Source organism: Hydrogenophaga sp. SNF1, from assembly GCF_034421675.1.
GTDB lineage: Bacteria > Pseudomonadota > Gammaproteobacteria > Burkholderiales > Burkholderiaceae_C > Hydrogenophaga > Hydrogenophaga borbori.
In genome coordinates, this window is sequence record NZ_CP139793.1 from 2,097,670 (window position 1) to 2,123,374 (window position 25,705).

Here is a 25,705-nt window from a genome sequence, read left to right on the forward strand (position 1 = left end):
GTGGTCTTGCTGAATCAGCCGTGGCGGATGGCCACGGTCTTGAGGGTGGTGAAGCCCAGCAGGGCCTCGAAGCCTTTTTCGCGGCCATGGCCGCTGGACTTGACGCCGCCGAAGGGCAGCTCCACGCCGCCGCCGGCGCCGTAGTTGTTGATGAACACCTGCCCGGCCTTCACGCGCCGCGCCATGCGCAGCTGCCGCGCGCCGTCGCGCGTCCACACGCCGGCCACCAGGCCGAAGGACGTGCCGTTGGCCAGGCGCACCGCCTCGTCCTCGTCCTCGAACGGCATGGCCGCGAGCACCGGGCCGAAGACCTCTTCCTGCGCCAGCCGGTGCTGGGGCGGCACGTCGCGCACCAGGGTGGGCGCGGCGTAGTAGCCGTTGGCGTCGGCGGCGGGGTCGATGCGGCCCTGCGCGACGATGGGCAGGCCGTCGCGCCGCACCTCGTCCAGGAAGCCGCGCACGCGTTCCTGCTGGGTCTGGCGGATCAGCGGACCGAGGTCCAGGTCCAGGGTGGGCGGGCCGGCGCGCAGGGCGGTGAAGGCCTCGCCCAGGCGCTGCAGCAGCGGCTCGTACAGGCCGCGCTGCACCAGCAGGCGCGAGCCGGCGCTGCAGGTCTGGCCGCTGTTCTGCACGATGGCATTGACGATGAAGGGCAGGGCCGCGTCCACGTCGGCGTCATCGAAGACGATCTGCGGGCCCTTGCCGCCCAGCTCCAGCGTGACCGGGCAGTGGCGCTCGGCCGCGGCTTGCTGGATCAGCGTGCCCACGCGCGGGCTGCCGGTGAAGCTGATGTGGTCCACGCCGGGGTGGCGCGCCAGCGCGTCGCCCACCTCGTGGCCGTAGCCGGTGACGATGTTGATGGCGCCGGGCGGAAAGCCCACCTCGGCCGCCAGTTCGGCCACGCGCAGCAGCGAGAGGCAGGCGTCCTCCGAGGGCTTGACCACGCAGACGTTGCCCGCGGCGAGCGCGCCGCCCACGCTGCGCCCGAAGATCTGCATCGGGTAGTTCCAGGGGATGACGTGGCCGGTGACGCCGTGCGGTTCGTGCCAGGTGAGCACGCTGTAGCCGTCCAGGTAGGGGATGGTGTGGCCGTGCAGCTTGTCGCCCGCGCCGGCGTAGAACTCGAAATAGCGCACCAGGGCCAGGGCGTCGGCCTTGGCCTGTTTGGTGGGCTTGCCGCAGTCGCGCTGCTCGATGGCGGCCAGCTCGTCGGCGTGCGCGGCCACGGCGGCGCTGAGCTTCATGAGCAGGCGCCCGCGCTCGGCCGCCGTCAGGCGCGACCAGGCGCCGTCCAGGCAGCGCCGCGCGGCCTGCACGGCCGCGTCCACGTCGGCGGCGTTGCCGCGCGCGATGCTGTCGTAGGTCTGGCCGTCGGCGGGGTCGATGACGGGCAGGGTCTGGCCCGAGGCGCTGGGCACGGACCGGTTGTCGATGAAATGCAGGGCCATGGAAGGAACTCCTTCACTGCGGGCCGATGGCGGGCGCGGGCCCGATCGGCGCCACGGCGGCGGGCTTGTGGTAGACGAGGTCGCGCAGGGTGAGCGAGACCGAGGGGAAGTAGGTGATGACGGCCAGGCAGCCGACGATCACCAGCACGAAGGGCACCAGGTGGGCGACCATGCGGTCCAGCGATATCTTGGCGACGGTGGCCGCGGCGAACAGGTTCACGCCGAAGGGCGGGGTGATCATGCCCATGGCCAGGTTGACCACCATGATCATGCCGAAGTGAACCGGGTCGACGCCGAAGTGCACGGCCACCGGCACCAGGATGGGCGCCAGCACGATGATGGCCGCCGAGGTCTCGATGAACATGCCGATGACGAACAGCGCCGCGTTCACGCCGAGCAGGAACCACAGGGGCGACTGCAGCACGTCCTTGAGCCACAGGCCGATCGCGTCGGGGATGCCGGCGCGCGTGATGAGGAAGGCGAAGAGGCCCGCGTTGGCGATGATGAACATGATCACCGCGCTGGAGATGACCGACTTGCGCAGCACCGGCATCAGGTCCTTCAGGGCCAGCTCGCGGTGGATGCCCAGGCCCACCAGCAGCGCGTAGAACACCGCCACCACCGAGGCCTCGGTGGGCGTGAACACGCCGCCGTAGATGCCGCCCAGGATGATCACCGGCATCAGCAGCGCCCAGCCGGCCTCCCGCGTGGCGCGGCCCACGGTGAGGCGGCCGTCGCCGTCGTTCTTGCCCAGGCCCTTGAAGCGGCACCACAGGTGCACGAACAGCATCAGCGTGCCGCCGATCAGCAGGCCCGGCACCACGCCGGCGATGAACAGCTCGCCAATGGACACCTCGGCCGCCACGCCGAACAGGATCATGGGGATGGAGGGCGGGATGACCACGCCCAGCTCGGCCGAGGTGGCCTGCAGCGAGGCCGCGTAGCCCACCGGGTAGCCGTGCTTGACGAGCGCGGGGATGAGGATGGAGCCGATCGCGAAGGTGGTGGCCACCGACGAGCCCGACACCGCGGCGAAGATCATGCAGGTGAGCACGCAGGTCATGGGCAGGCCGCCCTGCACGCCGCCCACCAGCGACTTGGCGAAGTTGACCAGGCGGCGCGAGATGCCGCCGGTCTCCATGAGGTTGCCCGCGAGGATGAAGAAGGGGATGGCGGCGAGCGGAAATTTGTCGATCGCGCTGAACATCTCCTTGGGCACCAGGATGAGCTTGTCGCCGTCGAACAGCGCCAGGCCCAGCATGGCCGAGCCGCCGATGGCGACCGCGATGGAGATGCTGAGCGCGAAGCCCAGCAGCATGGTGAAGATCAGGGTGAAGGTCATGGCGCGGTCCGGCGTGGTCGGCGGGTCTGGGCCTTATTGGGCCGTGGCGAGTTCTTCGTTCTTCGGGTCCAGGTGGTGCGCGATCACCGCGACCATGCCCAGCGCGGCGCCCACGGGCAGCGCGGCGTATGCCCAGGCCATGGACAGCTCCATGCTGGCGAAGGTCTGGAAGCGCACGCGCGTCACGAGGTCGATGCCGAACCAGAGGATCACGCCCAGGAAGCCCAGGTTGACCAGCGTGATGACCCAGCGCACGGTGTGGTGCCAGGCGCCGCGCGACAGGCGCAGCATCAGATCCACCGAGACCAGCGCGCCCTGGCGCAGCGCGGCCACCACGCCCAGCATCACCATCCAGATGAGCAGGCGGCGCATGGCCTCCTCCGTCCAGGTGGAGGGCTGCGAGAGCACGAAGCGGCTGGTGACCTGCCACAGGCCCAGGCAGGAGATGAGCGCGAGCAGCACGCAGGCCAGCGTGAGGCACAGACCGGTGAGCGCGCGGTCCAGCCGCAGAAAGAGGGATTTCATGAGAGCACCTTCGAGGGCAGGCCCGCCCAACCAGCGATGCCGCGGATCCGGCGTTGCCGGTCCGCAGGCACCGTCTCTTGGGGGGGTGACGGCCCACGCCAGTGGGCCGGCGCGGGGGGACCTACTTCACCGCTTGAATGGCGGCGATCTTGTCGGCGCCGAACTCCTTGGCGTACTGCTGGTAGGCGGGCGCCACGGCCTTGCGGAAGCTCTCGCCGTTGACCTGCTTGACGACCTGCATGCCGTCCTTCTCCAGCTGGGCGATGCCCGTGTTCTCGTCGTCGTTGACCTTCTTGCGCTGCGCGGCGGCGGCCTTCTTGCCGGCCTCCAGGAAGACCTTCTTGTCGCCGGCCGAGAGCTTGTTCCAGACGGCGGGCGAGAGGATCAGCGCGGCCGGCGAGTACACGTGGCCGGTCAGCGAGAGGTGCTTCTGCACCTGCGAGAACTTGGAGGACAGGATGACCGGAATCGGGTTCTCCTGGCCGTCCACCGTGCCCTGCTGCAGCGCGGTGAACAGCTCGGGGAAGGGCATGGGCGTGGGCAGGATGCCGAAGGTCTTGTAGCCGTCCATGTGCACCTTGTTTTCCATGGTGCGCATCTTCAGCCCGGCCGCGTCGCTGGCCTGGGTGATGGCCCGCTTGCTGTTGGTCATGTGGCGGAAGCCGTTCTCCGTCCAGGCCAGGTTGATCAGGCCCTTGGCCTCCATCTTCTTGCTCAGGTCCTGGCCGATGGGGCCGTCCATCACCTTGCGCGCGTGGTCGTAGTCGCGGAAGAGGAAGGGGATGTCGACGATCTTGACCTCGGGCACGAAGTTGCCCAGCGGGCCGGTGGAGGTGTTCACCAGGTCCTGCGTGCCCAGCTGCACGGCCTCGATCTGCTCGCGTTCGCCGCCCAGGGCCGAGTTGGGGAACTGCTGGCACTTGTAGCGGCCTTGCGTGCCCTTCTCCATTTCCTCGCAGAACACGGTGGAGCCCACGCCGTAGTGCGAGGTGGGCGAGGTGGCGTAGCCGATCTTGAGCACGGTCTGCGCCTGGGCGCCGGTGGCGGCCAGCAGCGCGGCCATGGCCAGGGGGGTGAGCAGCGTTTTTTTCATGCGTTTGTCTCCTTGGGGTGGGTCACTGGCAAAAAAGGACTCAGCGCGCGGGTGTCGGCCGTGGGCGCGCCGCAGGTGGTTTCACGGCATCGGGGTGGTCCTGAGCGTACTGGCGCAGGACGGCATGGAAATCGGGGTCTGCCTGTAGGCCCAGGGCGCGCGCGCGCGGGCTGTCGAAGCGCGCGGGCCAGCCGGCCACGATGCGCGCGGTGGCGGCGTCGGGCTCGTGGCCCACGAGCGCGGCGGCCTCGGGGCCGGCAAAGTCGACGAGGGCGTCCAGCATGTCGCGCACGCGCAGGCTCAGCGCGGGCAGGTTGATGGCGGTGCGCCCGCCGAAGGCCTCGCGGCTGGCCTCGGCCACGGCGAGGATGCCGGCCACGGTGGTGGCCGGCGAGGACAGTGCCACGGGCGTGTCCAGTGGCACGGGGCAGTTGCTGGGCAGGCCGGCCAGGGGCTCGCGCAGCATGCCCGACAGGAAGCCCGAGGCCGCGCCGTTGGGCCGCCCGGGCCGCACCGAGACCGTCATCAGGCGCGCCGCGCGGCCGTCGATGTGGCCCTTGCGGGTGTAGTCGGCCACCAGCTGCTCGCACACGAACTTGTGGATGCCGTAGCTGGACTGCGGCGTGGGCAGGGTGTCGTCGCCCACCACCGCGGGCAGGGGCAGGGCCGGGTCGCTGCCGTAGACGGCGACCGAGCTGGAGAAGAAGAACAGGACCGGCGCATGGCCGTCGGCCGTCTGCCGGCGGCAGGCGTCGAGCAGGGCGCGCGTGGTGTCCAGGTTGGCGCGCAGGCCGAGGTCGAAGTCGGCCTCGCACTCGGCGGACACGGCCGAGGCGAGGTGAAAGACCGCGTCCCAGCGCTGGGCGAACAGGGTGGGCAGGCTGTCCATGAGGTCGCCGGCCAGGGACCGCACGCGCGGGTCGCGCGTGAGCGCCGCGTCGCCGGGCGCGAACAGGTCGGCCAGCATCAGGCTGTCGATGGGACGTCCGGCGAGCCGGCCGCGTTGCAGCAGCTCGCGCGCGAGGCGGCTGCCCAGGAAACCGGCGCCGCCGGTGATGAGGATGTTCATGCGGTGAAGCGGTGGGCGGATGGGCGGGGCGGTGGGGACTGGGGCCTTACCAGGGGGCGCCAAAGCGCTGGCGCAGTTCGTCGATGCGCGCGTCGCTCAGTGGGGCGGGGCGGGGGGAGCAGAGCAGCCACAGGCGCGCGGTCTCTTCCAGTTCTTCCAGCAGGGCCATGGCCTGCGCGGGGCCCTGGTGCCACACGACGGGGCCCAGGCGTTCCAGCATCACGGCGCGCAAGGGCTGTTCGGCCCGGGCGATCAGGCCGGCCACCTCGTGGGCCACGGTGGGGTCGCCGGGCACGCGGTAGGCGACGTGGGGCACGTGGCCGACCTTCATCACCTGGTAGGGCGTGATCGGCGGCAGGATGTCGTGCTCGGCCCACACGCCTTGCAGGCTCAGCGCCACCAGGTGGGTGCTGTGGGTGTGCAGCACGCAGCGGGCCTGGGGCGCGGCGTCGTAGATGTGGCGGTGCAGGGCCAGGGTCTTGCTGGCGCGTTCGCCGCCGCGCTGGTGGCCGTCTTCGCCCACCCAGGCCAGGGCCTCGGGGCGCAGGTGGCCCAGGCAAGCGTCGGTGGGGGTGATGAGGAAGCCGCCGCCCTGCGAGGCGTCGAGCCGCAGGCTGATGTTGCCGGCCGTGGAATGCGCGTAGCCGCGCAGGAACAGCGAGGCGCCCACGCGCACGATCTCGTCGCGGCAGGCCTGCTGGGCGGGGGGGATGGCGTCGCTCATTCGGGGCGGGACAGGGTGGGTTTGAGCAGCGCGTCCAGGGCGCGGCGCACGGGCGGCGAGGCGTGTTCGATGCGGTGCGCGGCGTTGGCCATGTGGCGCATGGCGGCCTCGCGCGCGGCGGTGACGTCGCCGCGGCACACGGCCTCGGCGATGGCGCGGTGCTCGTGGTGCACCTCCACCATGTAGCCGCTGTCCAGGGATTCGTTGGTGCGCGTCACGCGCATGGCGTCGCGCTGGTACTGCTCCAGGAAGCCCAGCAGGCGCTCGTAGTGCGGGTTGTCGGTGGCGCGGGCGATGCTGCGGTGAAAGCGCAGGTCGGCCTCCACGCCGGGGGCGCCCACGGGCGGGCAGGCCTCCAGTTCGGCCAGCGCGTCCATGATGGCGCGCGCTTTCTCGGGCGTGATGCGCCGCGCCGCGAGTTCGGCCACGTCGGCCTCCAGGCCGCGCCGCACCTCCACCACCTGCAGCACGGCCTCCATGGAGTGCAGCACGGTGGGGTCGAAGGCCAGGGCGCGCGCCTGGTGGCTGGGCGCCACGAACACGCCCGCGCCCTGGCGCGAGGTGAGCAGGCCGATGGACTTGAGCTGGCTGATGGCCTCGCGCACCACGGTGCGCGACACGCCGAACTGCTCGGCCAGGCGCTGCTCGGTGGGCAGTCGCTGGTCCGGGCCCAGTTCGCCCGACTCGATGCGCTGCATCAGCAGGGCCGCCAACTGGTCGGTCAGGCGGGGCGGCGCCTGCAGGGGCTCGGCGCTGTCGGGGTTCATGGTGTCTCGGCCATTGGTGTGCTTGTCAGGTCATCATACAAGTTGAGCGGGCGAAAAAAATCCCGGGAAAACCCGGGACGCGCACTCGTTCAGCGACCGGCAGCGCTCACCGGCACGAACTGTTCGTTGTGTTCGCGCAGCCAGGTGGCCGAGCGTTCGCTGTGCTGCTGGTTCGGGTGGAAGTCGGGCCGGAAATAGGCCCGCCAGGCCGGCCAGTTCGTCCTCAGCAGGCCTTGCCGGCCCAGCAGGTGGCGCGCGGCGCTGCGCCAGGTGGACCAGCGCCACAGCGTGCCGTCGCGCCGCAGGTTGGAGACGGTCTGGCGCAGGGCGTCGCTGAGGAAGAAGACGGTGACGCGGCGCATCCATTTCGCGCGCCAGGCGTGGTCGCCCCCCAGGGCCTGGTAGAGGTCGAATGCGGTGCTCTTGTGCTCGGCCTCCTCGGCGCTGTGCCACAGCCACAGGGTTTGCAGGCGCGGCTCGCTGCCGTCCAGCACCTGGGGATGCGACAGCAGCCACTCGGCGAAGAGGGCGGTGAAGTGCTCGTAGGCCGCGGTCACGCCCAGCGGGTGGCGGGGATCGGCGCCCTCGAACAACACCATGCGCGACTCGGCGCGCGGCGCCCACGCGTTCACCAGGCCGTGCTTCTCGATCTGCGCGTTGAACAGGGCGTGGATGCGCCGGTGCGTGGCCTCCTGGCCCACGAAGCCCTTGATCTCGGCTTCCCAGCGCGCCTGCTGGTCGGCGGGCAGGGCCTTGGCGCCTTCCCGCACGGCGTCGATGAAGAACTGCTCGCCCACCGGAAAGCTCATGGACAGGGCGTTGAACCAGGCGGTGAGGAAGGCGTCGCCGCCGCACCAGTGGCGCGCGACGGGCGTTTCCAGGTCGATGAGCAGGCGTCGGATGGTGAGGTTGGTCATGTTGGTACAGGTGAGTACCGGGCGACTGTGCGCGCCTGCGCAAGGGCTGTCAAGCGGGTGGGGCTGTCGAATCGGTGACGGCTGATCCGTCGTGCAGACGGGGCCGGCTCCAGCGTTCGCGTCGAACCGCGGCCGCCCCAGCGAGGACTGAACCATGCCCATGCGACCCCTTCGGTATTCCATCCACCTCACGCTGGACGGCTGCTGCGACCACAGCGCCATTCCCGCGGACGAGGAGCTGCACCGCCACGCCGTGGAGAACCTCCGGCAGGCCGATGCCCTGCTGTTCGGGCGGGTGACCTATGAGTTGATGGAGTCGGCGTTCCGGGCGCCCGCGGGGGCGGCCGCAGGGTCTCACGCGGTGGACCCCTTTGCCCGGACGATCGACGCCGCGCGGAAGTACGTCGTGTCCGACAGCCTGGACGTGGTCGACTGGAACGCGGAGCTCGTGCGCGGGGAGCTGGGGCCGCTGGTGCGGCGGCTCAAGCAGCGACCGGGCAAGGGCCTGTTCGTGGGGGGCGTGAAGCTCCCGCTGGCCCTGGCGGAGCTGGGCTTGATCGACGAGTACGAGTTCATCGTGCACCCGCGGCTGGCCGGCCATGGGCCGAGCGTGTTCGCGGGCTTGTCGAAGCATGTCGACCTGAGGCTGGTGAGCCGGCTCGAGTTCGGCTCGGGGGCGGTGGCGATGCGGTATGTGCCGAAATAAACGAAGGGCGCGCGCCTTCAGGCCGCCGCCCCCCGCGCCACCCCCGGCCCGCTCCCCCGCACCCGCCAGAACAGGAACAGCGCGATGCCCATGTTGAGCAGGTTCCAGCCGATCCCGTTGAGGAAGGCCGCGCGGTAGCTGCCCGTGAGGTCGAACACCCAGCCCGACATCCAGCCACCCAGCGCCATGCCCACCAGCGTGGCCATGATCACCGCGCCCACGCGGGCGCCGGCCTCCTGCGGCGCGAAGTACTCGCGCACGATGATGGCGTAGCTGGGCACGATGCCGCCCTGGAACAGGCCGAACAGGGCAGAGATCACGTACAGCGGCACCAGGCCGTCGAAGGGCAGGAACAGCAGCAGCGCCACGCACTGCAGCGCCGAACCCAGCAGCAGGGTGCGGATGCCACCGATGCGGTCGCAGATCCAGCCCGAGACCAGGCGGCTGACGATGCCGCTGGCCAGCATGAGCGAGAGCATCTCGGCGCCGCGCGCGGCGCCGAAGCCCAGATCGACGCAGTAGGCGACGATGTGCACCTGCGGCATGGACATGGCCACGCAACAGCCCACGCCGGCCAGGCACAGCAGGGTCTGCGCCCGCGCGGGCGTCATGCCGAAGGGGCGGCGGGTGTCGGGCACGGCGCCGCCGGGCGTGGCGGGCGCGGCCATCACGACCACGGGCGGGCGCTGGCGCATGCGGTTGGCCAGCAGGAACATGCCCGTGCCGCAGACGATGGCCAGCAGGAAGTAGGTGTTGCGCCAGCCGATGGTCTCGATTCCCCATTGCACCAGTGGCGGCCACACCGTGCCGGCCACGTAGTTGCCGCTGGCCGCGATGGCCACCGCGATGCCGCGCCGCTTGCGCCACCACAGCGCCGTGTCGGCCAGCAGCGGCGCGAAGGTGGCCGAGCTGCCCAGCAGCCCCAGCAGCAGCCCGTGCGCCAGACCGAAGGTCCAGATGTTGCCGGACAGCGCGGCGGCCGCGAAGCCGCCGGCCACCGCCACCGCGCCCAGACGCAGCACCGGCGTGATGCCGTGGCGGTCGGCCATGCGCCCGGTCCACAGGCCGCCCAGGCCCAGGCAGACCATCATCAGGGTGTAGGGCAGGGAGGCGTCGCCGCGGCCGATGCCGAACTCCGTCTGCACCGCGGGCAGCACCACGGCCACCACGTACATGCCGCTGTTGCCCAGGGTGACCAGGCCCAGCACGGTGAGCAGCCGCCAGGCGGCGGCGCGGGAATCGATGAGGCTGGGGTCGGCGGGCGTGTTGTCTCGGTGGGGTGTTTTCATGGCCGGGCGATGCTACGCCGGGCCGCCGCCGCGCGCTGTCGCCGGTGAAATATCAGTGCGCCTGCAGTTGCGCACGCAGCAGGTCGATGGCGTGGCGGTGCACCTGGCTGACGCGGGACTCGCTCACGCCCAGTTCGCGGCCGATGTCCTTGAACATCATGTCCTCGCCGTAGTGCCTGAGCATGACCTGCTGTTCGCGCTCGGGCAGACCCTGGATGGCGTCGACCAGGGCCAGGCGCATGCGCTGCTGTTCCAGCACGCTCAGCGGGTCGTGGGTGCTGTCGCCGAACTCGCTGCCGTGCAGGCCGTCGTCGTCCTCTTCCCCCACCAGGCCGGTGTCGTCCAGCGGCATCAGCTGGGAGCGGTGCAGCTTGGCCTGCAGCGCGTGGTATTCATCGAGCGTGAGGCACAGCTCCGCGGCCATTTCGCTGTCGTGCGGGCGGCGGCACAGGCGCTGCTGCAGGCGCTGCGCGGCCTCGTCGATGTCGCGCCGGCTCTGCCGGCAACCGCGCGAGGCCCATTCGGTCGCGCGCAGCTCGTCGATCATGGCGCCTCGGATGCGCGGCATGGCGAATTTCTCCAGTCCGCCGGCCTCGGCCTCGGCCGGGTCGCAGCGGCCGATGGCCTCGTTCAGGCCGATCATGCCGGCCTGTATCAGGTCGTCCACGTCGACCGAGGGCGGCAGCTGGGCGCGCAGGTGGCGGGCCACGCGCCGCACCAGGGGCTGGTAGAGGCGGATCTGGGCGTTGCGCGGGTCGGCGAAACAGGCGGTGGTGCTCATGCGGATGTCCCTTCTGACGGCCTGGACGCGGGGCTCAAGGGCCGCGTGGCCATGGCAGAAATTCTGGGGATCGGTCGCCCCACCGTCTGTGGGGATTGCTGGATGCGCCCTGTCAGCACCGGGCGGCGAAGGCCGTAGGCGTTTCCGGTACCGCCGCGCGCGCTTAGGTATTTTTTAAGCTTCGCCTAGGAAAGATTTAGGACGGAGGACTGAGCCCCTTGCGAACAATGCCGGCACACCAAAACAAGGAGTGTTTTCATGTTCCGCACCGCCGCGCTGGCCCTGGGCCTGTTCGCGTCCACGGCCGCACTGGCCAATGGCCCGGCCCCCGTCCGTCCGCCCGAGACGGACCTCGTGGCCCTGGGCCGCTACCTCGTCAAGACCTCGGGCTGCAACGACTGCCATACCCCCGGCTACGCCCCCAGCGCGGGCGCCGTGCCCGAAGCCCAGTGGCTCACGGGCGATGCTGTGGGCCTGCAGGGCCCCTGGGGCACCACCTACCCGAGCAACCTGCGCCAGCAGTTCCAGCAGATGAGCGAGGCGCAGTGGCTGCAGCGCGCCCGCCTGCCCATGCGCCCGCCCATGCCGTGGTTCGCGCTGCGCGACATGGCCGACACCGACCTGAAAGCGATCTACGCCTACGTGCGCGCCGCCGGCCCGGCCGGCCAGGCCGCGCCGGCCTACGCCCCGCCCGGGGTGGCCGTGAGGACGCCGGTGGTGGCGTTTCCCTCGCCGCCGCCGGCTGGCAAACCCTGATCCGCCAGGCGTGTCGGCGGGCCGCCACACGCGCTCGAAAAGCCCTCGTCAATTCCCCCGGGATTGCGGCTTAATCCGCAACTCCCTCAGCGCCACACCCCCTACCCGGGGGTGTCGGCGCCGGCATTTTCTGGAGCACCCCCATGCCAGCCAAGTCCCACGGGCGCATCCCCGCCCTGGCCGTCCTGTTCCCCGTGCTGTTGTCCCTTCTGCCGGCCTGCGGCGGCCCCGCCGACGCGCAGGGCGCGCCGCCACCGGCCATGCCGGTGAGCGTGGCGCCCGCGGTGCAGCGCAGCGTCACCGACGTCGAAACCTTCAGCGGCCGCCTGGAAGCGGCCGAGTTCGTGGAGCTGCGCCCGCGCGTGGCCGGCACCATCGACAAGGTGCACTTCACCGACGGCGCCAGCGTCGCGGCCGGTGCCTTGCTGTTCACCATCGACCCGCGCCCTTTCGAGGCCGAGGTGGCGCGCGCCGAGTCGCAGCTGGCGGCCGCGAAGTCGCGCGCCGAGCTGGCGCAGACCGAGTACGCCCGCGCCCAGAAGCTGCTCGACAGCCGCGCCGTGTCGCGCCAGGAGTTCGATCAGCTCGCCGCCGGCGCGCGCACCAGCGAGGCCGACATCAAGGCCGCCGAGGCCGCGCTGCGCGTGGCGCGCCTGAACCTGGCCTACACGGCGGTGCGCGCGCCCATCGGCGGGCGGCTGTCGCGCGCCAGCGCCACGGCGGGCAACCTGGTGAACGAACAGGTGGTGCTCACCACCATCGCCGCCACGAACCGCGTGTACGCCTACTTCGACGGCAGCGAGCAGACCTTCCTGCGCCTGCGGGCCGCCGGTAACGCCAAGCCCGTGGTGCGTCTGGGCCTGGCCAACGAGACCGGCTACCCGCACCAGGGCACGCTGGACTTCGTCGACAACCGCCTCAACCCGCAGACCGGTGCCATTCGCCTGCGCGCCAGCTTCGACAACCGCGACGGCCGCTTCGTGCCCGGCCTGGCCGCGCGGCTGACCATGACCACCAGCGCGCCCTACCAGGCCACGCTGGTGCCCGAGCGCGCCATCGGCACCGACCAGAACCGCAAGACCGTGGTGGTGGTGGGCGCCGACGGCCAGCCGCAGTTCCGCGTGGTGCAGCTCGGCGCCCTGCAGGACGGCATGCGCGTGCTGCTGGGCGACGCGGTCAAGCCCGGCGAGCACGTGGTGGTGGAAGGCCTGCAGCGCATCATGCCCGGCGTGCCGGTGCAGCCGCAGGTGCTGAAGGTGGACGACAAGGGCATGCCCCTTCCTCCGCCGACTTCGGCCGCGCCGCAGCAGCCCGGCCAGTAAGGGAGCGCCCGAATGGACATCTCCCGGTTCTTCATCGACCGGCCGCGTTTCGCGGCCGTGCTGTCGATCTTCCTGTTCCTGGTCGGCGCGCTGGCCATCTTCCAGCTGCCGCTGTCCGAGTACCCCGAGGTCGCGCCGCCGCAGATCGTGGTGCGCGCCCAGTACCCGGGCGCCAACCCGCGCGTCATCAGCGAAACCGTGGCCACGCCATTGGAGGAGCAGATCAGCGGCATCGAAAACCTGCTCTATTACGACTCGTCGGCCACGGCCGACGGCGGCATGGCGCTCACGGTCACCTTCAAGATCGGCACCAGCCCCGAGGCGGCCGAGACGGCGGTGCAGAACCGCATCAACCGCGCGCTGCCCCGGCTGCCGGACATCGTGCGCCAGATCGGCGTGACCACCGAGAAAAGCAGTCCCAACCTGACGATGGTGGTGCACCTGCTGAGCCCGGACAACAGCCGCGATGCGCTCTACCTGCGCAACTACGGCCAGATGAACGTGCGCGACGACCTGCTGCGCCTGCCCGGCATGGGCTCGGTGTTCCTGTTCGGCGCCGGCGACTACGCCATGCGCATCTGGCTGGACCCGGGCAAGCTGGCCGCGCGCAACCTCACCACCGCCGAGGTGGTGGGCGCCATCCGCGAACAGAACGCGCAGGTGGCCGCCGGCACGGTGGGCGCGCCGCCCGCGCCCAAGGGCACGGAGTTCCAGCTCTCGGTGAACACGCAGGGCCGGCTGACGACCGAGGAGGAGTTCGCCGACATCATCGTGCGCACCGACCCGGCCACGGGCGGGCTGATCCGCATCCGCGACGTCGGCCGCGTGGAACTGGCGGCCGGCACCTACGCCATGCGCAGCCTGCTCAACAACAAGGAGGCCGCGGCCATCGCTGTCTTCCAGGCCCCGGGCTCGAACGCGCTGGCGCTGTCCAACAGCGTGCGCGAGACCATGGAGCGGCTGTCCAAGGGCTTCCCGCCCGGCGTGGAGTACGACATCGTCTACGACCCCACGCGCTTCGTGCAGACCTCGATCGAGAAGGTCGTGGCCACGCTGCTGGAGGCCATCGCGCTGGTGGTGCTGGTGGTCATCGTGTTCCTGCAGACCTGGCGCGCCTCGCTCATCCCGCTGCTGGCGGTGCCGGTGTCCATCGTGGGCACCTTCGCCTTCCTGCTGCTGCTGGGCTATTCCATCAACACGCTCACGCTGTTCGGCCTGGTGCTGGCCATCGGCATCGTGGTGGACGACGCCATCGTGGTGGTGGAGAACGTGGAGCGCAACATCGAAGAGGGCCTGTCGCCGCGCGAGGCCACCATCAAGGCCATGCGCGAGGTCTCCGGACCCATCATCGCCATCGCCCTGGTGCTGTGCGCGGTGTTCGTGCCGCTGGCCTTCGTGCCCGGCCTCACGGGCCAGTTCTACAAGCAGTTCGCGGTGACGATCGCCATCAGCACGGTGATCTCGGCCTTCAACTCGCTCACGCTCAGCCCGGCGCTGTCGGCGCTGATGCTGCACCCGCACGACCAGTCGCCCGACCGGCTGACGCGCGCCATGGACAAGGTCTTCGGCCGCTTCTTCCGCTGGTTCGACCGCGCCTTCCACCGCCGCAGCGAAGGCTACGGCCGCCGCGTCGGCTACATCGTGCGGCACAAGACCGTCTCGCTGGTGGTGTACGCGGTGCTGCTGGGCGTGACCGGCCTGCTGTTCGCGCGCATCCCGGCCGGCTTCGTGCCCGCGCCCGACAAGCAGTACCTCATCGGCATCGCGCAGCTGCCGGCGGGCGCCTCCATCGACCGCACCGACGCCGTGATCCGCGAGATGACCGACATCGCGCTCAAGGTACCCGGCGTGATCGACTCGGTGGGTTTCCCGGGCCTGTCGATCGCGGGCTTCTCGGCCGCGCCGAACGAAGGGATCATCTTCTTCGGCCTGGCGCCCTTCGAGGAGCGCACCTCGCCCGAGATGAGCAAGGAGGCCATCCTGGGCCAGGTCAACGGCGCGATCCAGCAGATCCAGGGCGCGCGCATGTTCGTGGTGCCGCCGCCGGCGGTGGACGGCCTGGGCAACGTCGGCGGCTTCAAGCTGCAGGTGCAGGACCGCGGCGGCCTGGGCGAGCAGGCGCTGTACGGCGCGGTCTGGGGCACGCTGGGGCAGGTGTACGCCAACCCGAAGTCGGCCGTGGGCACGCCCTTCTCCAGCTACGACATCAACGTGCCGCAGCTCTACGCCAACGTCGACCGCACGCGCGCCAAGCAGATGGGCATTCACCTGGCCGATATCTACGACACCATGCAGGTGAACCTGGGCTCGCTCTACGTGAATGACTTCAGCCGCTTCGGCCGCACCTACCAGGTGGTGGTGCAGGCCGACGCGCCGTTTCGCGCCGACGCCGAGGCCATCACCAATCTGAAAACGCGCAACGCCGCGGGCGAGATGGTGCCCCTGGGCGCGCTCATGACGGTGGAGCCCAGCTTCGGTCCCACGCGCGTGACGCGCTACAACGGCTACCCCTCGGCCGACATCAACGGCGCGCCCAATCCGGGCTTCTCGTCGAGCCAGGCCGAAGGCGAGATCGAGACCCTGCTGCAGCGCACGCTGCCGCGCGGCATGACCTACGAGTGGACGGAACTCAGCTACCAGGACCGGCTCACGCGCGACTTCACCGTCCCGGGCACGCACATCACCCTGCCGGTGCTGGCGGCGGTGCTCCTGATTTCGGTGCTGCTGGTGATCCTGGTGCTGGCCGCGCAGTACGAAAGCTGGACCCTGCCGCTGGTGATCGTGCTGATCGTGCCCATGGGCATTCTGTCGGCCTTGTTCGGCGTGTGGCTGTCCAGTTTCCCGCCCTTCATGCAGCCGGGCGACCTGAACGTCTTCACCCAGGTGGCGCTGGTGGTGCTGGTGGGCCTGGCGTGCAAGAACGCGATCCTGATCGTGGAGTTCGCCAAGGAACTGGAGGAGCGCGGCGAGACGCTGGTCGACGCCATCGTGCACGCCTGCCGCATGCGGCTGCGGCCCATCCTGATGACCTCCATCGCCTTCTGCGCGGGCGTGATCCCGCTCATCGTGGGCAGTGGGGCGGGCAGTGAGATGCGCCGCGCCATGGGCATCGCGGTGTTCTCTGGCATGGTGGGAGTCACCCTGTTCGGCATCTTCATGACGCCGGTGTTCTACGCGCTGCTGCGCTCGCGCCGCGCGCACCGCCTGGGGCAAGACGAGACGGAGGCCCGACATGCGTGAGGGGAGCCTTTGCACGGTCGCACTGGCGGCGCTGCTCACCGGCTGCGCCGCCGTGGGGCCCGACCACCAAGCGCCGACCGTGGCGCTGGACGAGCGCTTCATCAACGCCGGCGCCAGCGGCAGCAACGTCCAGGCGCCGGGCGAAGACATCGCGCGCTTCTGGCGCGCCTTCAACGACCCGGCGCTGGACGCGCTGATCGAGCGCGCGCTGGCGGCCAACACCGACATCCGCCTCGCGCAGGCGCGCCTGCAGGAGGCGCGGGCTGCAGGGCGAGGCCGACGCGGCCGCGCGACCCGGCGTGGCCATCGAAGGCAGCGCGCAACGAGCGGTCACGCCGCTGACGCAGCAGCCCGGCGCCTCGCGCAGCGAGCGCACAGGCAACAGCTTCGACGCCAGCTTCGTCGCCGGCTGGGAGCTCGACCTGTTCGGCCGCGTGCGCCGCACGCGCGAGGCCGCCGCCGCGCAGGTGAGCGCGAGCGAGGCGGGCCTGCACGCGGTGCACACGGCCGTGGCGGCCGAGGTGGCGCGCTACTACCTGGAACTGCGCGGCCTGCAGGAGCGCCAGCGCGTGACCGAGGCCAGCCTGACGAAACAGCGCGAGTCGCTGCGCATCACCGAGGCGCGGCTGGAGGCCGGCCGCGCGCGCCAGCTCGACGTGGCCGGCGCGCGCGCCCTGGTCGCCAGCACCGAGGCGCTGCTGCCCGTGTTGCAGGCCGGCGTCGAGGCCGCGGCCTACCGCCTGGCCACGCTCAGCGCCCAGCCGCCGCGCGCGCGGCGCTGGCCGAGCTGTCCACGCAGCGGCCCCTGCCGTCGCTGCCGGTGACGGACCTGGCCGCGCTGCCGGTGGGCACGCCGCAGCAGTGGTTGCAGCGCCGGCCCGACGTGATCGCCGCCGAGCGCCGGCTTGCCGCCGCCACCGCGGGCATCGGCATCGCGCGCAGCGAGCTGTACCCGCGGATCTCGCTCTCCGGCCTGCTGGGCTTCAACGCCGCGCGCCTGGGTGACCTGTTCACCAGCGACGCGGCGCGCTATGCGCTGGGCGTGGGCCTGTCGTGGACGCCGTTCGACTTCGGCGCCATCCGCTCGCGCGTGGCCGCCAGCGAGGCGCGCGCGCAGCAGGGCCTGGTGGTGTTCGAGCAGACCGTGGCGCTGGCGCTGGAGGAAACCGAGGGCGCGTTCAGCGGCTACAACCGCCACGCGCAAAGCGCCGGGCGCCTGCTGGAGGCCGCGCGCCACGCCGACGAGGCCGCGCAACTGGCGCGCGCGCGCTTCGAGGCGGGCGTGACCGACTTCCAGGCCGTGCTGCAGGCCGAGCGCGAGGTGCTGTCGATCCGGGAACAGCTGGTGCAGGCCCAGGTGGGCACGGCGGGCGCGCTGGTGGCGGTGTACCGGGCCATCGGCGGTGGCTGGTCGGCGGGGGCGGCGACCACCGCCGCGCGCTGACTCAGTTCACCAGCACCAGCTTGCCCTTGACCGAGCGCGATCCCATGATCGCGTAGGCTTTGCGCAGGTCGGCCATGGGCAGGGTCTGGTCGATGACCGGTTTCACCTGGCCCTTGGCGTACATGCCGGCCAGCGCCTGCATCATGGCCGCGTTGGCCTGGGGCTCGCGCTTGGCGAAGTCGCCCCAGAACACCCCCACGATGCTGGCGCCCTTGAGCAGCGCCAGGTTGAGGGGCAGGCTGGGAATGGGCCCGCTGGCAAAACCCACCACCAGGTAGCGCCCGCGCCAGGCGATGGAACGGAAGGCCGGTTCGGCGAAATCGCCGCCCACGGGGTCGTAGACCACGTCCGGGCCCTTGCCCCCTGTGAGGCGCTTGATCTCGTCGCGCAGGCCGCCCAGGGGGCCGTGCTGGGTGTAGTTGATGGTGGCATCGGCGCCGAGCGAGGCGCACAGCGCGCACTTGTCGTCGCTGGATGCGGCCGCGATCACGCGCGCGCCGGCGGCCTTGGCGATCTGGATGGCGGCCGTGCCCACGCCGCCGGCCGCGCCGAGGACCAGCACCGTCTCGCCCGCCTTGAGCTGCGCGCGGTCCATGAGCGCGTGGTACGAGGTGGCGTAGATCATGATGAACGCGGCCGCGTCCACGGCGGGAAAGCCGTCGGGCAGGGGCATGCACAGCGCGGCGGGCGCCAGGGTGTGGGTGCCGAAGCCGCCGGTGCCGCTCAGGCAGGCCACGCGCTGGCCCGGCTTGAGGTGCTTGACGCCGTCGCCCACGGCCTCAACGACGCCGGCGTATTCGCTGCCGGGAACGAAGGGCAGCGGCGGCTTCATCTGGTACTTGTTCTGCACGATGAGCAGATCGGGGAAGTTCAGGCTGGCCGCCTCGATGCGCAGGCGCACCTGGCCCGCGCCGGGTTCGGGCGTGGGCAGTTCCTTCCATTGCAGGGCGTCGACGCCGATGGGGTTCTCGCACAGCCAGGCGTGCATGGTGGGTCTCCTCTTGGAATGGGGGCGGGGCATGATAGGCACCGGTTTTGCATTCGCGCAGTGGGCTTTGTCCCTTGGGCGACGGGCGTGGCCGCCGCCGCAACGCCACCCGGGATAAGAAGAAAGCGCCACACCTCGGGTCAATAGAATTTCGCCCATGAAAATCCTGATCTCGAACGACGACGGCTTCCAGGCCAAGGGCCTCGTCGCCTTGTACGACGCCGTCAAGGCCCTGCCGGGCGTCGAGGTCGAGGTCGTCGCGCCCGAGCACAACAACAGCGCCAAGAGCAACGCCCTGAGCCTGCACTCGCCGCTCTACGTGCAGACCGCCGCCAACGGATTCCGCTACGTCAACGGCACCCCCGCCGACTGCGTGCACATCGCGCTCACCGGCCTGCTGGGCTACCGGCCCGACCTGGTGATCTCCGGCATCAACAACGGCGCCAACATGGGCGACGACACCATCTACTCGGGCACCGTCGGCGCGGCCATGGAGGGCTACCTGTTCGGCGTGCCCGCCATCGCGTTTTCGCAGACCGAGAGGGGCTGGGCCCACCTGGACGTGGCCGCCACCAAGGCGGCCGAGCTGGTGCAGCAGCTGCTGCCGTCGCTGCCCGAGATGCAGCAGCGCGGCCAGGCCTGGCTGCTCAACGTCAACATTCCGTGCCGGCCCGCCGAGCAGATCCGCGGCGTGAAGGTCACGCGCCTGGGGCGGCGCCACGCGGCCGAGCCCGTGATCGCGCAGGTCAACCCGCGCGGCGAGACCATGTACTGGATCGGCAGCGCCGGTCCCGCCCGCGACGAGGCCGAAGGCACCGACTTTCACGCCACGCAGCAGGGCTACGTCAGCCTGACGCCCCTGCAGGTGGACCTGACCGACCACGACACCCTGGCCTACTGGGTGCCGACGGCGGCCGCGCTGTCCAAGGAGGGCGCGTGAAAGCGCCGCCGCCACGCCAGCGCCCGGGTTTTCCGGCCCGCCTGCCGGCCGGCACGCCGGCCCCCGTGCCCGCGCGCCAGCACAAGCCCGACGCACCGCCCGCGCATGCCCCGGCCCGGCCCAGCGGCGTCGGCATGGACTCGGCCGCCGTGCGCGCCGCCATGGTGCGCAAGCTGCAGGGGCAGGGCATCTCGCACCCGGCGGTGGTGGCGGCCATGCTCGCGGTGGAACGGCACCGCTTCGTCGACTCGGCGCTGGTGAACCAGGCCTACGAAGACACCAGCCTGCCCATCGGCCAGGGCCAGACCATCAGCAAGCCCGGCGTGGTGGCGCGCATGGTGGAGCTGCTGTGCCAGGCGCGCGTGCAGCCGCTGGGGCGGGTGCTCGAAATCGGCACTGGCTGCGGCTACCAGGCCGCCGTGCTGGCCCGCGTGGCCAAGGAGGTCTACAGCATCGAGCGCATCCGCAGCCTGCACGAGAAGGCGCGCGACAACCTGCGCGCCCTGCGCGTGCCCAATCTGCACCTGCTCTTCGGTGATGGCATGGTGGGTTTCCCGCAGGGGGCTCCTTATGCGGGCATCATTGCGGCGGCCGGCGGGAACGATCTGCCCGCCGCCTGGATCGATCAGCTCGCGGTCGGTGGCCGGCTGGTGGCACCGGCCGTGACGGCCGCCGGTCGACAGAACCTCGTGGTGGTTGACAAAACCGCCAATGGCGTGGTCCGCACCGAGCTCGAGGCCGTTCATTTCGTGCCCCTAAAATCGGGCCTCGCCTGACGGTCCCGCCCTTGCCGGCGTCGAGCGTGTATCGAAATGGGCCCCTTCGGGGCCCGCAAGACAATGGTGGAGTCTTCATGAACCAAATGGCAAGACACGACCTGGGTCACACCCGGGCGCAGGGACGCACAGCCCAGCGCGCGCTGACCTGGTCCGTGCTCGGCTTGGCCCTGCTCGTGAGCGCTTGCGGCTCGCAGCGCGTGGCGCGTCCCGCACCGGTCGACGACCGGGGCACATCCCGGCCCGCCGCGGAGTCGGCAACGGCCACCCCGGCCCCTGCCGCCGCGCAGCCCCGCGTGGGCTATGTGACGGTGCAGCCTGGCGACACGCTGTACCGCATCGCCCTCAACGCCGGCCAGGACTACCGCGACATCGCGACCTGGAACAACCTGCCCAACCCGAATGCCATCGAGGTCGGCCAGCTGCTGCGCGTGGTGCCGCCCACCGCCGCGGCGCCAGCCCCGGCCCCGGCCCCGGCCCCGAGCGTGGGCACCGCGCCCGTCACCAGCGGCAGCGTGGCCTCGCGGCCACTGAGCGAAACCAGCCCGTCCGCGGCGCCGGCGCCCGCGCCCGCCCCCGCGCCAACGCCGGCCCCTGCGGCGGCGGGCGACGACATCCAGTTCGTGTGGCCCGCCTCGGGCCCGGTCATCGCGGGCTTCGATGAGAACACCAACAAGGGCGTGAGCATCGGCGGCAAGATCGGCGATCCCGTGGTCGCGGCGGCCGATGGGCGCGTGGTCTACGCGGGCGCCGGTCTGCGCGGCTACGGCAACCTCATCATCCTGCAGCACAACAACACCTACCTCACGGCCTACGCGCACAACCAGGCGCTGCTGGTGCGCGAGAACCAGTCGGTGCGCCAGGGCCAGAAGATCGCCGAGATGGGCAGCAGCGACGCCGACCGCGTGAAGCTGCACTTCGAGGTGCGTCGCCAGGGCAAGCCGGTGGACCCGCTGGCCCACCTGCCGAAGCGCTGAGCCCGGCCGCGCATGGCCTGGCCGGTCCTCGTCTTCGACATCGAGTCCATCCCGGACGTGGACGGCCTGCGCGCGCTGCGCGGGGCCGGCGCCGAACTGAGCGATGAGCAGGTCTACGCCGCCTGGGTGGCCGAGCGCAAGGAAAAGGGGCAGAGCGACTTCATGCCCCTGTACCTGCAGCGCGTGCTGGTCATCAGCTGCGTGTTCCGCAACGCCGAGGGCCTGCGCATCCACTCCTTCGTCGACAGGGACAGCCAGAGCGAGGGCAAGGTCATCCAGAGCTTCTTCCAGGCGATCGAGAAGCACGTGCCCCAGCTCGTGAGCTGGAACGGCGGCGGCTTCGACCTGCCGGTGCTGCACTACCGCGGCCTGCGCCACGGACTGGAGGCCAACAAGTACTGGGACATGGGCGAGGACGACCGTGAGTTCAAGTGGAACAACTACATCGGCCGTTACCACATGCGCCACCTGGACCTGATGGACCTGCTGGCCATGTACACGCCGAAGAACAACGCGCCCCTCGACAGCCTGGCCAAGCTCTGCGGCTTTCCCGGAAAGCTGGGCATGGACGGCTCGCAGGTCTACCCGCAGTTCCTCGCGGGGCAGACCGACGCCATCCGCCGCTACTGCGAGACGGACGTGATGAACACCTACCTCATGTATTGCCGCTTCCAGAAAATGCGCGGCGGCTTCACGCCCGACGAGTACGAACGCGAGATCGCCTACGTGAAGGAGACGCTGGGGGGCCTGGCGCCGGGCGAAGCGCATTGGCAGGAATACCTGGCGGCCTGGGCGTGAGCGATCGCTGGCGGCCGGCCTGAGACAATCGCGGGATGTCCGCAGAGTCTCCCCACAACACATCCCCCGCCTACCCCGACGGCTCGCTCGCCGTCGAGTCCCTGGACATCGAAGCCCAGGGCATCGCCCACCGCGCCGACGGCAAGGTGGTGTTCATCGAGGGTGCGCTGCCATTCGAGCAGGTCAGCGTCTCGGTCCATCGCAAGAAGAACAACTGGGAAGCCGCCACCACCACGGCCGTGCACCGCGAGTCCTCGCAGCGCGTGCGGCCCCGCTGCCCGCATTTCGGCCTGCACGCGGGCGCCTGCGGCGGCTGCAAGATGCAGCACCTGCACCCCGCCGCGCAGGTGGCCATCAAGCAGCGCGTGCTGGAGGACAACCTCTGGCACTTGGGCAAGGTGCGCGCCGAGACCATCCTGCGCCCGATCGAAGGCCCCGCCTGGGGCTACCGCCACCGCGCGCGGCTGTCGGTGCGCCACGTGCACAAGAAGGGCGTGGTGCTGATCGGCTTTCACGAGCGCAAGAGCCGCTACGTGGCCGACATGGGCGTGTGCCTGGTGCTGCCGCCACACGTGAGCGACATGCTGGCGCCGCTGCGCGAGCTGATCTTCGAGATGGACGCGCGCGAAACCTGCCCGCAGATCGAACTGGCCTGCGGTGACAGCGTCACCGCGCTGGTGCTGCGCCACCTGGAGCCGCTGAGCGAGGACGACCTGTCGCGCCTGCGCGCCTTCGGCCAGCGGCATGGCGTGCAGTGGTGGCTGCAGGCCAAGGGACCCGACACCGTGCGCCGGCTCGACGAGGGCGGCGAGGAACTGAGCTACGCCCTGCCCGAGTTCGGCGTGGTCATGCCCTTCAGGCCCACCGATTTCACGCAGGTCAATCCTTCGATCAACCGCGTGCTGGTGTCGCGCGCGCTGCGTCTGCTGGACGCGCGCGCCGACGAGCGCGTGATCGACTGGTTCTGCGGCCTGGGCAACTTCACCCTGCCCATCGCCACCACGGCGCGCGAGGTGCTGGGCGTGGAGGGCAGCGAAGCGCTGGTCGCCCGCTCGCGCGAGAACCTGGCGCGCAACGGCGAAGGCCGGGCGCGGGCCTTCGCGCCCACGCGCTTTGCCGCCCGCAACCTGTTCGAGATGACGCCCGAGCAGTTGGTGGCCGATGGCGTGGCGCAGAAGTGGCTGGTCGATCCGCCACGGGAAGGCGCCTTTGCCCTGGCCAAGGCATTGGCCGATCTGCACCAGCAACCCGAGCTGCGGGGCGGCGGGTGGACGCCCCCGAAGCGCATCGTCTACGTGAGCTGCAACCCCGCCACGCTGGCCCGCGACGCCGGCCTTCTGGTGCACCAGGCGGGCTACCGCTGTGTCGCGGCGGGGGCGGTCAACATGTTCCCCCACACCGCCCACGTCGAGAGCATGGCTGTGTTCGAGCTGGCGGACGCCGGGCGCCCCGCGTAGCGAATCAGGGGAGGTGGGCCGGCGCAGCCGCTCCGGCGGGGGTCGTTCGTGGAGCAGCGTGCCCTGTGGCCGCCAGCGCCGCGAGCTGCGGGTTCGCCGTCTTCAGGACGTGGGTTTGTCCGACGAAGCCTTCTCGGCCGGCGCCGCCTCGCCTTCGGAGGGCATGCCCACGACGTTGTTGTCCCGCATGTACTGATCCATCTCTCGCCAGCCCGCGAACACCGCGGCCTTGCCCGCGCGCGGGTTGGTCTGGAAGCAGGACTCGATGCTGCGCACCGCGTGGCGGCAGGCGCTGCCGATGGCGCGGCCCTCCGACTCCTTGCGGGCGTTCACCTGCGTGGCGGTTTCGATGCCCAGGGCATCGCAGCCGGCCAGCCAGGTGCTGGCGAGTGTGAGCAGGATGAGGGCGGGGCGTCGCATGGTGGTCTTGGTGGCTTGCCCTTGCATTTCGGCGAGCCGGGCCGGAACTTGACGTCCGTGGCCAAGAAAAAAGGGCCCGAAGGCCCTTGTTTCATGGGATGAAACGGCTCACTCGCGGTCGCCGCCAAACACGCCCAGCAGCATCAACAGGCTCTGGAACACGTTGTACAGGCTCAGGTACACGCCCAGCGTGGCGCTGATGTAGTTGGTTTCCTCGCCGTCCTGCACGCGCTTGAGGTCGACGAGGATGAAGGCGGAGAACACACCCACGGCCAGCACGGAAATGGTGATCATCAGCGCGCTGGACTGGATGAACACGTTCGCCACGGCCGCCACCACGATCAGGATCGCGCCGATGAACAGGAACTTGGCCATGTTCGACAGGTCGCGCTTGATGATGGTGGACAGCGAGGCCATGCCGAAGAACACGGCGGCGGTGCCGCCGAAGGCCATCATGATCAGGCTGGCGCCGTTGGAGAAGCCCAGCACCATCGCCAGCAGGCGCGACAGCATCAGGCCCATGAAGAAGGTGAAGGCCAGCAGGATCGGCACGCCGGCGGCCGAATTCTTGGTCTTTTCGATCGCGAACATGAAGCCGAAGGCGCCGCCCAGGAAGACGATCAGGCCCAGGCCGCCCGTGAGGCTGGCGGTGATGCCGGTGCTCACGCCCACCCACGCCCCCAGGACCGTGGGCAGCATGGACAGCGCGAGCAGCCAGTAGGTGTTGCGCAGCACGCGGTTGCGTTGCGTGGCGCTGGCCGAAACAGCGGTGCCGAAGCGGCCGTTGGTTTGCACGTGGTCGGACATGGTGGAATTCTCCTTAAGTCTGCCGTAAGACTCTGGCATTGTGCACGAGGTTCCTTGGGGCCCTCAAATTCCTGGCCGGCGCCCTTGGGCCTCCGGTGAGGGCAGTTGTGACTGTCGGGTCAGGAATCGCCGGGTTATCGTCGGGCTTTCCTGCTTTTCGATCTTGAATACAGAAAGACGTTCATGAAGACCAAACACCAGCTCGACGCCGCCGACGTGAAGGCGATGGCCGCCGCCGCCGAGGCCGAGGCCCTGAAAAACCAGTGGCACGTGACCATCGCCATCGTGGACGACGGCGGCCACCTGCTGTGGCTGCAGCGCCTGGACGGCGCGCCGGCCATCTCGGCCCACATCGCGCCCGCCAAGGCGCACACGGCCGCGCTGGGTCGCCGCGAGAGCAAGGTCTACGAGGACGTCATCAACCAGGGCCGCACCTCGTTCCTGAGCGCGCCGCAGCTGCAAGGCATGCTGGAGGGCGGGGTGCCGGTGATGAAGGACGGCCAGTGCATCGGCGCTGTCGGCGTGAGCGGCGTGAAGTCGAGCGAGGACGCGCAGATCGCTCGTGCGGGCATCGCCGCGCTCGGTCTTTGAGGATCGGGTAAAAAACGCCTGGCTATCGGCGGGTGACCGCCCTGGCTGGCTAAAAACGACGCGCGGGGATGGAGAATCCCCGGGTCGCCCCACGATACGTGACGCGGTCCCCGCCCCTCAGGGCGTGGGCTCCGTGATGAAACCGATCTTGCGCAGCCCGGCCTTCTGCGCCGCGGCCATGGCCAGGGCCACGCGCTCGTAGCGCACGGCCTTGTCGCCGCGGATGTGCAGCTCGGGCTGCGGGTCCTGCGCGGCGGCGGCGCTGAGCCTGCCCTCCAGTTCGCCATCGGCCAGGCGCTGGTCGTTCCAGAAGTACTGACCCTCGGCGTTCACCGAGAAGCGGATGTTCTCGGGCTTGTCCTGCACTTTTTCGACGCTCACCTGCGGCAGGTCGATGTTCACCGCGTGCTGGATGACCGGCACCGTGATGATGAAGATGATGAGCAGCACCAGCATGACGTCGATGAACGGGATCATGTTGATCTCGCTCATGACTTCGTCGCTGGTGTCTTGCGTGCCAATGGCCAT

At 70.4% G+C, this 25,705-nt stretch carries 26 protein-coding genes; 12 read left to right on the forward strand and 14 right to left on the reverse strand.

Going from position 1 to position 25,705, the window contains the following annotated elements; all coding sequences use genetic code 11:
* Nucleotides 1-14 precede the first annotated feature (14 nt).
* The 8 genes from SOM08_RS09960 to SOM08_RS09995 all read right to left on the reverse strand — a co-directional run bounded on the left by SOM08_RS09960 (nucleotide 15) and on the right by SOM08_RS09995 (nucleotide 7,885).
* The gene (locus SOM08_RS09960) at nucleotides 15-1,448 is read right to left on the reverse strand and encodes an aldehyde dehydrogenase family protein (RefSeq protein ID WP_322470600.1); all 1,434 of its coding nucleotides are present in this window, start codon (nucleotides 1,446-1,448) and stop codon (nucleotides 15-17) included.
* A gap of 13 nt (nucleotides 1,449-1,461) precedes the next feature.
* Complete coding sequence (locus SOM08_RS09965) at nucleotides 1,462-2,790, reverse strand: TRAP transporter large permease (protein WP_116957806.1); 1,329 nt, start codon at nucleotides 2,788-2,790, stop codon at nucleotides 1,462-1,464.
* Between the two features lie 33 nt (nucleotides 2,791-2,823).
* Nucleotides 2,824-3,315 carry a TRAP transporter small permease gene (locus SOM08_RS09970; protein ID WP_116957807.1) on the reverse strand — a complete coding sequence of 164 codons (492 nt, stop codon included), beginning with the start codon at nucleotides 3,313-3,315 and terminating at the stop codon, nucleotides 2,824-2,826.
* A gap of 121 nt (nucleotides 3,316-3,436) precedes the next feature.
* Nucleotides 3,437-4,408, reverse strand: a complete 972-nt coding sequence (locus SOM08_RS09975) for a TRAP transporter substrate-binding protein (RefSeq protein ID WP_116957808.1) — start codon at nucleotides 4,406-4,408, stop codon at nucleotides 3,437-3,439.
* A gap of 40 nt (nucleotides 4,409-4,448) precedes the next feature.
* Nucleotides 4,449-5,477, reverse strand: coding sequence for a D-erythronate dehydrogenase (gene denD / locus SOM08_RS09980; protein ID WP_116957809.1), 1,029 nt, complete (start codon nucleotides 5,475-5,477; stop codon nucleotides 4,449-4,451).
* A gap of 46 nt (nucleotides 5,478-5,523) precedes the next feature.
* Nucleotides 5,524-6,201, reverse strand: coding sequence for an aldolase (locus SOM08_RS09985; protein ID WP_116957810.1), 678 nt, complete (start codon nucleotides 6,199-6,201; stop codon nucleotides 5,524-5,526).
* Nucleotides 6,198-6,968, reverse strand: a complete 771-nt coding sequence (locus SOM08_RS09990) for a FadR/GntR family transcriptional regulator (RefSeq protein ID WP_116957811.1) — start codon at nucleotides 6,966-6,968, stop codon at nucleotides 6,198-6,200. Before SOM08_RS09990 ends, SOM08_RS09985 begins: the two co-directional genes overlap by 4 nt.
* 89 nt (nucleotides 6,969-7,057) lie before the next feature.
* Nucleotides 7,058-7,885, reverse strand: a complete 828-nt coding sequence (locus SOM08_RS09995) for a metal-dependent hydrolase (protein ID WP_116957812.1) — start codon at nucleotides 7,883-7,885, stop codon at nucleotides 7,058-7,060.
* A gap of 154 nt (nucleotides 7,886-8,039) precedes the next feature.
* Between SOM08_RS09995 and SOM08_RS10000 the strand changes: the two genes are divergently transcribed.
* Nucleotides 8,040-8,591 carry a dihydrofolate reductase family protein gene (locus SOM08_RS10000; protein ID WP_322470601.1) on the forward strand — a complete coding sequence of 184 codons (552 nt, stop codon included), beginning with the start codon at nucleotides 8,040-8,042 and terminating at the stop codon, nucleotides 8,589-8,591.
* A 17-nt stretch (nucleotides 8,592-8,608) separates the two neighbouring features.
* Here SOM08_RS10000 and SOM08_RS10005 read toward each other — a convergent pair whose 3' ends face one another.
* Nucleotides 8,609-9,880, reverse strand: coding sequence for an MFS transporter (locus tag SOM08_RS10005; protein WP_116957813.1), 1,272 nt, complete (start codon nucleotides 9,878-9,880; stop codon nucleotides 8,609-8,611).
* 52 nt (nucleotides 9,881-9,932) lie between these two features.
* Nucleotides 9,933-10,661 (reverse strand): sigma-70 family RNA polymerase sigma factor, encoded by a 729-nt coding sequence (locus SOM08_RS10010; protein ID WP_116957814.1) that lies wholly within the window; start codon nucleotides 10,659-10,661, stop codon nucleotides 9,933-9,935.
* A 258-nt stretch (nucleotides 10,662-10,919) separates the two neighbouring features.
* On the opposite strand from SOM08_RS10010, the gene SOM08_RS10015 reads away from it, so the two are divergent.
* The 5 genes from SOM08_RS10015 (at nucleotide 10,920) to SOM08_RS10035 (ending at nucleotide 17,423) form a co-directional block, all read left to right on the forward strand.
* Nucleotides 10,920-11,417, forward strand: a complete 498-nt coding sequence (locus SOM08_RS10015) for a c-type cytochrome (RefSeq protein ID WP_322470602.1) — start codon at nucleotides 10,920-10,922, stop codon at nucleotides 11,415-11,417.
* Between the two features lie 143 nt (nucleotides 11,418-11,560).
* Nucleotides 11,561-12,739 carry an efflux RND transporter periplasmic adaptor subunit gene (locus tag SOM08_RS10020; RefSeq protein WP_116957816.1) on the forward strand — a complete coding sequence of 393 codons (1,179 nt, stop codon included), beginning with the start codon at nucleotides 11,561-11,563 and terminating at the stop codon, nucleotides 12,737-12,739.
* 12 nt (nucleotides 12,740-12,751) lie between these two features.
* On the forward strand, nucleotides 12,752-15,979 hold the full coding sequence (locus tag SOM08_RS10025) for an efflux RND transporter permease subunit (protein ID WP_116957817.1): 3,228 nt from the start codon (nucleotides 12,752-12,754) through the stop codon (nucleotides 15,977-15,979).
* A gap of 299 nt (nucleotides 15,980-16,278) precedes the next feature.
* Nucleotides 16,279-16,803, forward strand: a complete 525-nt coding sequence (locus tag SOM08_RS10030; protein ID WP_322470603.1) for a TolC family protein — start codon at nucleotides 16,279-16,281, stop codon at nucleotides 16,801-16,803.
* Entirely contained in the window at nucleotides 16,800-17,423 is a 624-nt protein-coding gene (locus SOM08_RS10035) for a TolC family protein (protein WP_322470604.1), read from the forward strand. Before SOM08_RS10030 ends, SOM08_RS10035 begins: the two co-directional genes overlap by 4 nt.
* A gap of 1 nt (nucleotide 17,424) precedes the next feature.
* Here the strand turns inward: SOM08_RS10035 and SOM08_RS10040 are convergent, their stop codons facing one another.
* On the reverse strand, nucleotides 17,425-18,411 hold the full coding sequence (locus tag SOM08_RS10040) for an NADPH:quinone oxidoreductase family protein (protein ID WP_116957819.1): 987 nt from the start codon (nucleotides 18,409-18,411) through the stop codon (nucleotides 17,425-17,427).
* 157 nt (nucleotides 18,412-18,568) lie between these two features.
* On the opposite strand from SOM08_RS10040, the gene surE reads away from it, so the two are divergent.
* The 5 genes from surE (at nucleotide 18,569) to rlmD (ending at nucleotide 23,359) form a co-directional block, all read left to right on the forward strand.
* Entirely contained in the window at nucleotides 18,569-19,351 is a 783-nt protein-coding gene (surE, locus tag SOM08_RS10045) for a 5'/3'-nucleotidase SurE (protein ID WP_116957820.1), read from the forward strand.
* Nucleotides 19,348-20,127, forward strand: coding sequence for a protein-L-isoaspartate(D-aspartate) O-methyltransferase (locus SOM08_RS10050; RefSeq protein ID WP_116957821.1), 780 nt, complete (start codon nucleotides 19,348-19,350; stop codon nucleotides 20,125-20,127). Before surE ends, SOM08_RS10050 begins: the two co-directional genes overlap by 4 nt.
* Before the next feature lie 77 nt (nucleotides 20,128-20,204).
* The gene (locus SOM08_RS10055; protein WP_116957822.1) at nucleotides 20,205-21,104 is read left to right on the forward strand and encodes a peptidoglycan DD-metalloendopeptidase family protein; all 900 of its coding nucleotides are present in this window, start codon (nucleotides 20,205-20,207) and stop codon (nucleotides 21,102-21,104) included.
* Nucleotides 21,105-21,116: 12 nt separating this feature from the next.
* On the forward strand, nucleotides 21,117-21,902 hold the full coding sequence (locus SOM08_RS10060) for a 3'-5' exonuclease (protein WP_116957823.1): 786 nt from the start codon (nucleotides 21,117-21,119) through the stop codon (nucleotides 21,900-21,902).
* 35 nt (nucleotides 21,903-21,937) lie between these two features.
* The gene (rlmD, locus tag SOM08_RS10065) at nucleotides 21,938-23,359 is read left to right on the forward strand and encodes a 23S rRNA (uracil(1939)-C(5))-methyltransferase RlmD (protein ID WP_322470605.1); all 1,422 of its coding nucleotides are present in this window, start codon (nucleotides 21,938-21,940) and stop codon (nucleotides 23,357-23,359) included.
* A gap of 102 nt (nucleotides 23,360-23,461) precedes the next feature.
* On the opposite strand, the gene SOM08_RS10070 is transcribed toward rlmD, so the two are convergent.
* Complete coding sequence (locus tag SOM08_RS10070) at nucleotides 23,462-23,779, reverse strand: hypothetical protein (protein WP_116958008.1); 318 nt, start codon at nucleotides 23,777-23,779, stop codon at nucleotides 23,462-23,464.
* Nucleotides 23,780-23,887: 108 nt separating this feature from the next.
* Nucleotides 23,888-24,586, reverse strand: coding sequence for a Bax inhibitor-1/YccA family protein (locus tag SOM08_RS10075; RefSeq protein WP_070397943.1), 699 nt, complete (start codon nucleotides 24,584-24,586; stop codon nucleotides 23,888-23,890).
* A gap of 183 nt (nucleotides 24,587-24,769) precedes the next feature.
* On the opposite strand from SOM08_RS10075, the gene SOM08_RS10080 reads away from it, so the two are divergent.
* The gene (locus SOM08_RS10080) at nucleotides 24,770-25,177 is read left to right on the forward strand and encodes a GlcG/HbpS family heme-binding protein (protein WP_116957825.1); all 408 of its coding nucleotides are present in this window, start codon (nucleotides 24,770-24,772) and stop codon (nucleotides 25,175-25,177) included.
* Nucleotides 25,178-25,294: 117 nt separating this feature from the next.
* Here SOM08_RS10080 and SOM08_RS10085 read toward each other — a convergent pair whose 3' ends face one another.
* On the reverse strand, nucleotides 25,295-25,705 hold the full coding sequence (locus SOM08_RS10085; RefSeq protein WP_116957826.1) for an ExbD/TolR family protein: 411 nt from the start codon (nucleotides 25,703-25,705) through the stop codon (nucleotides 25,295-25,297).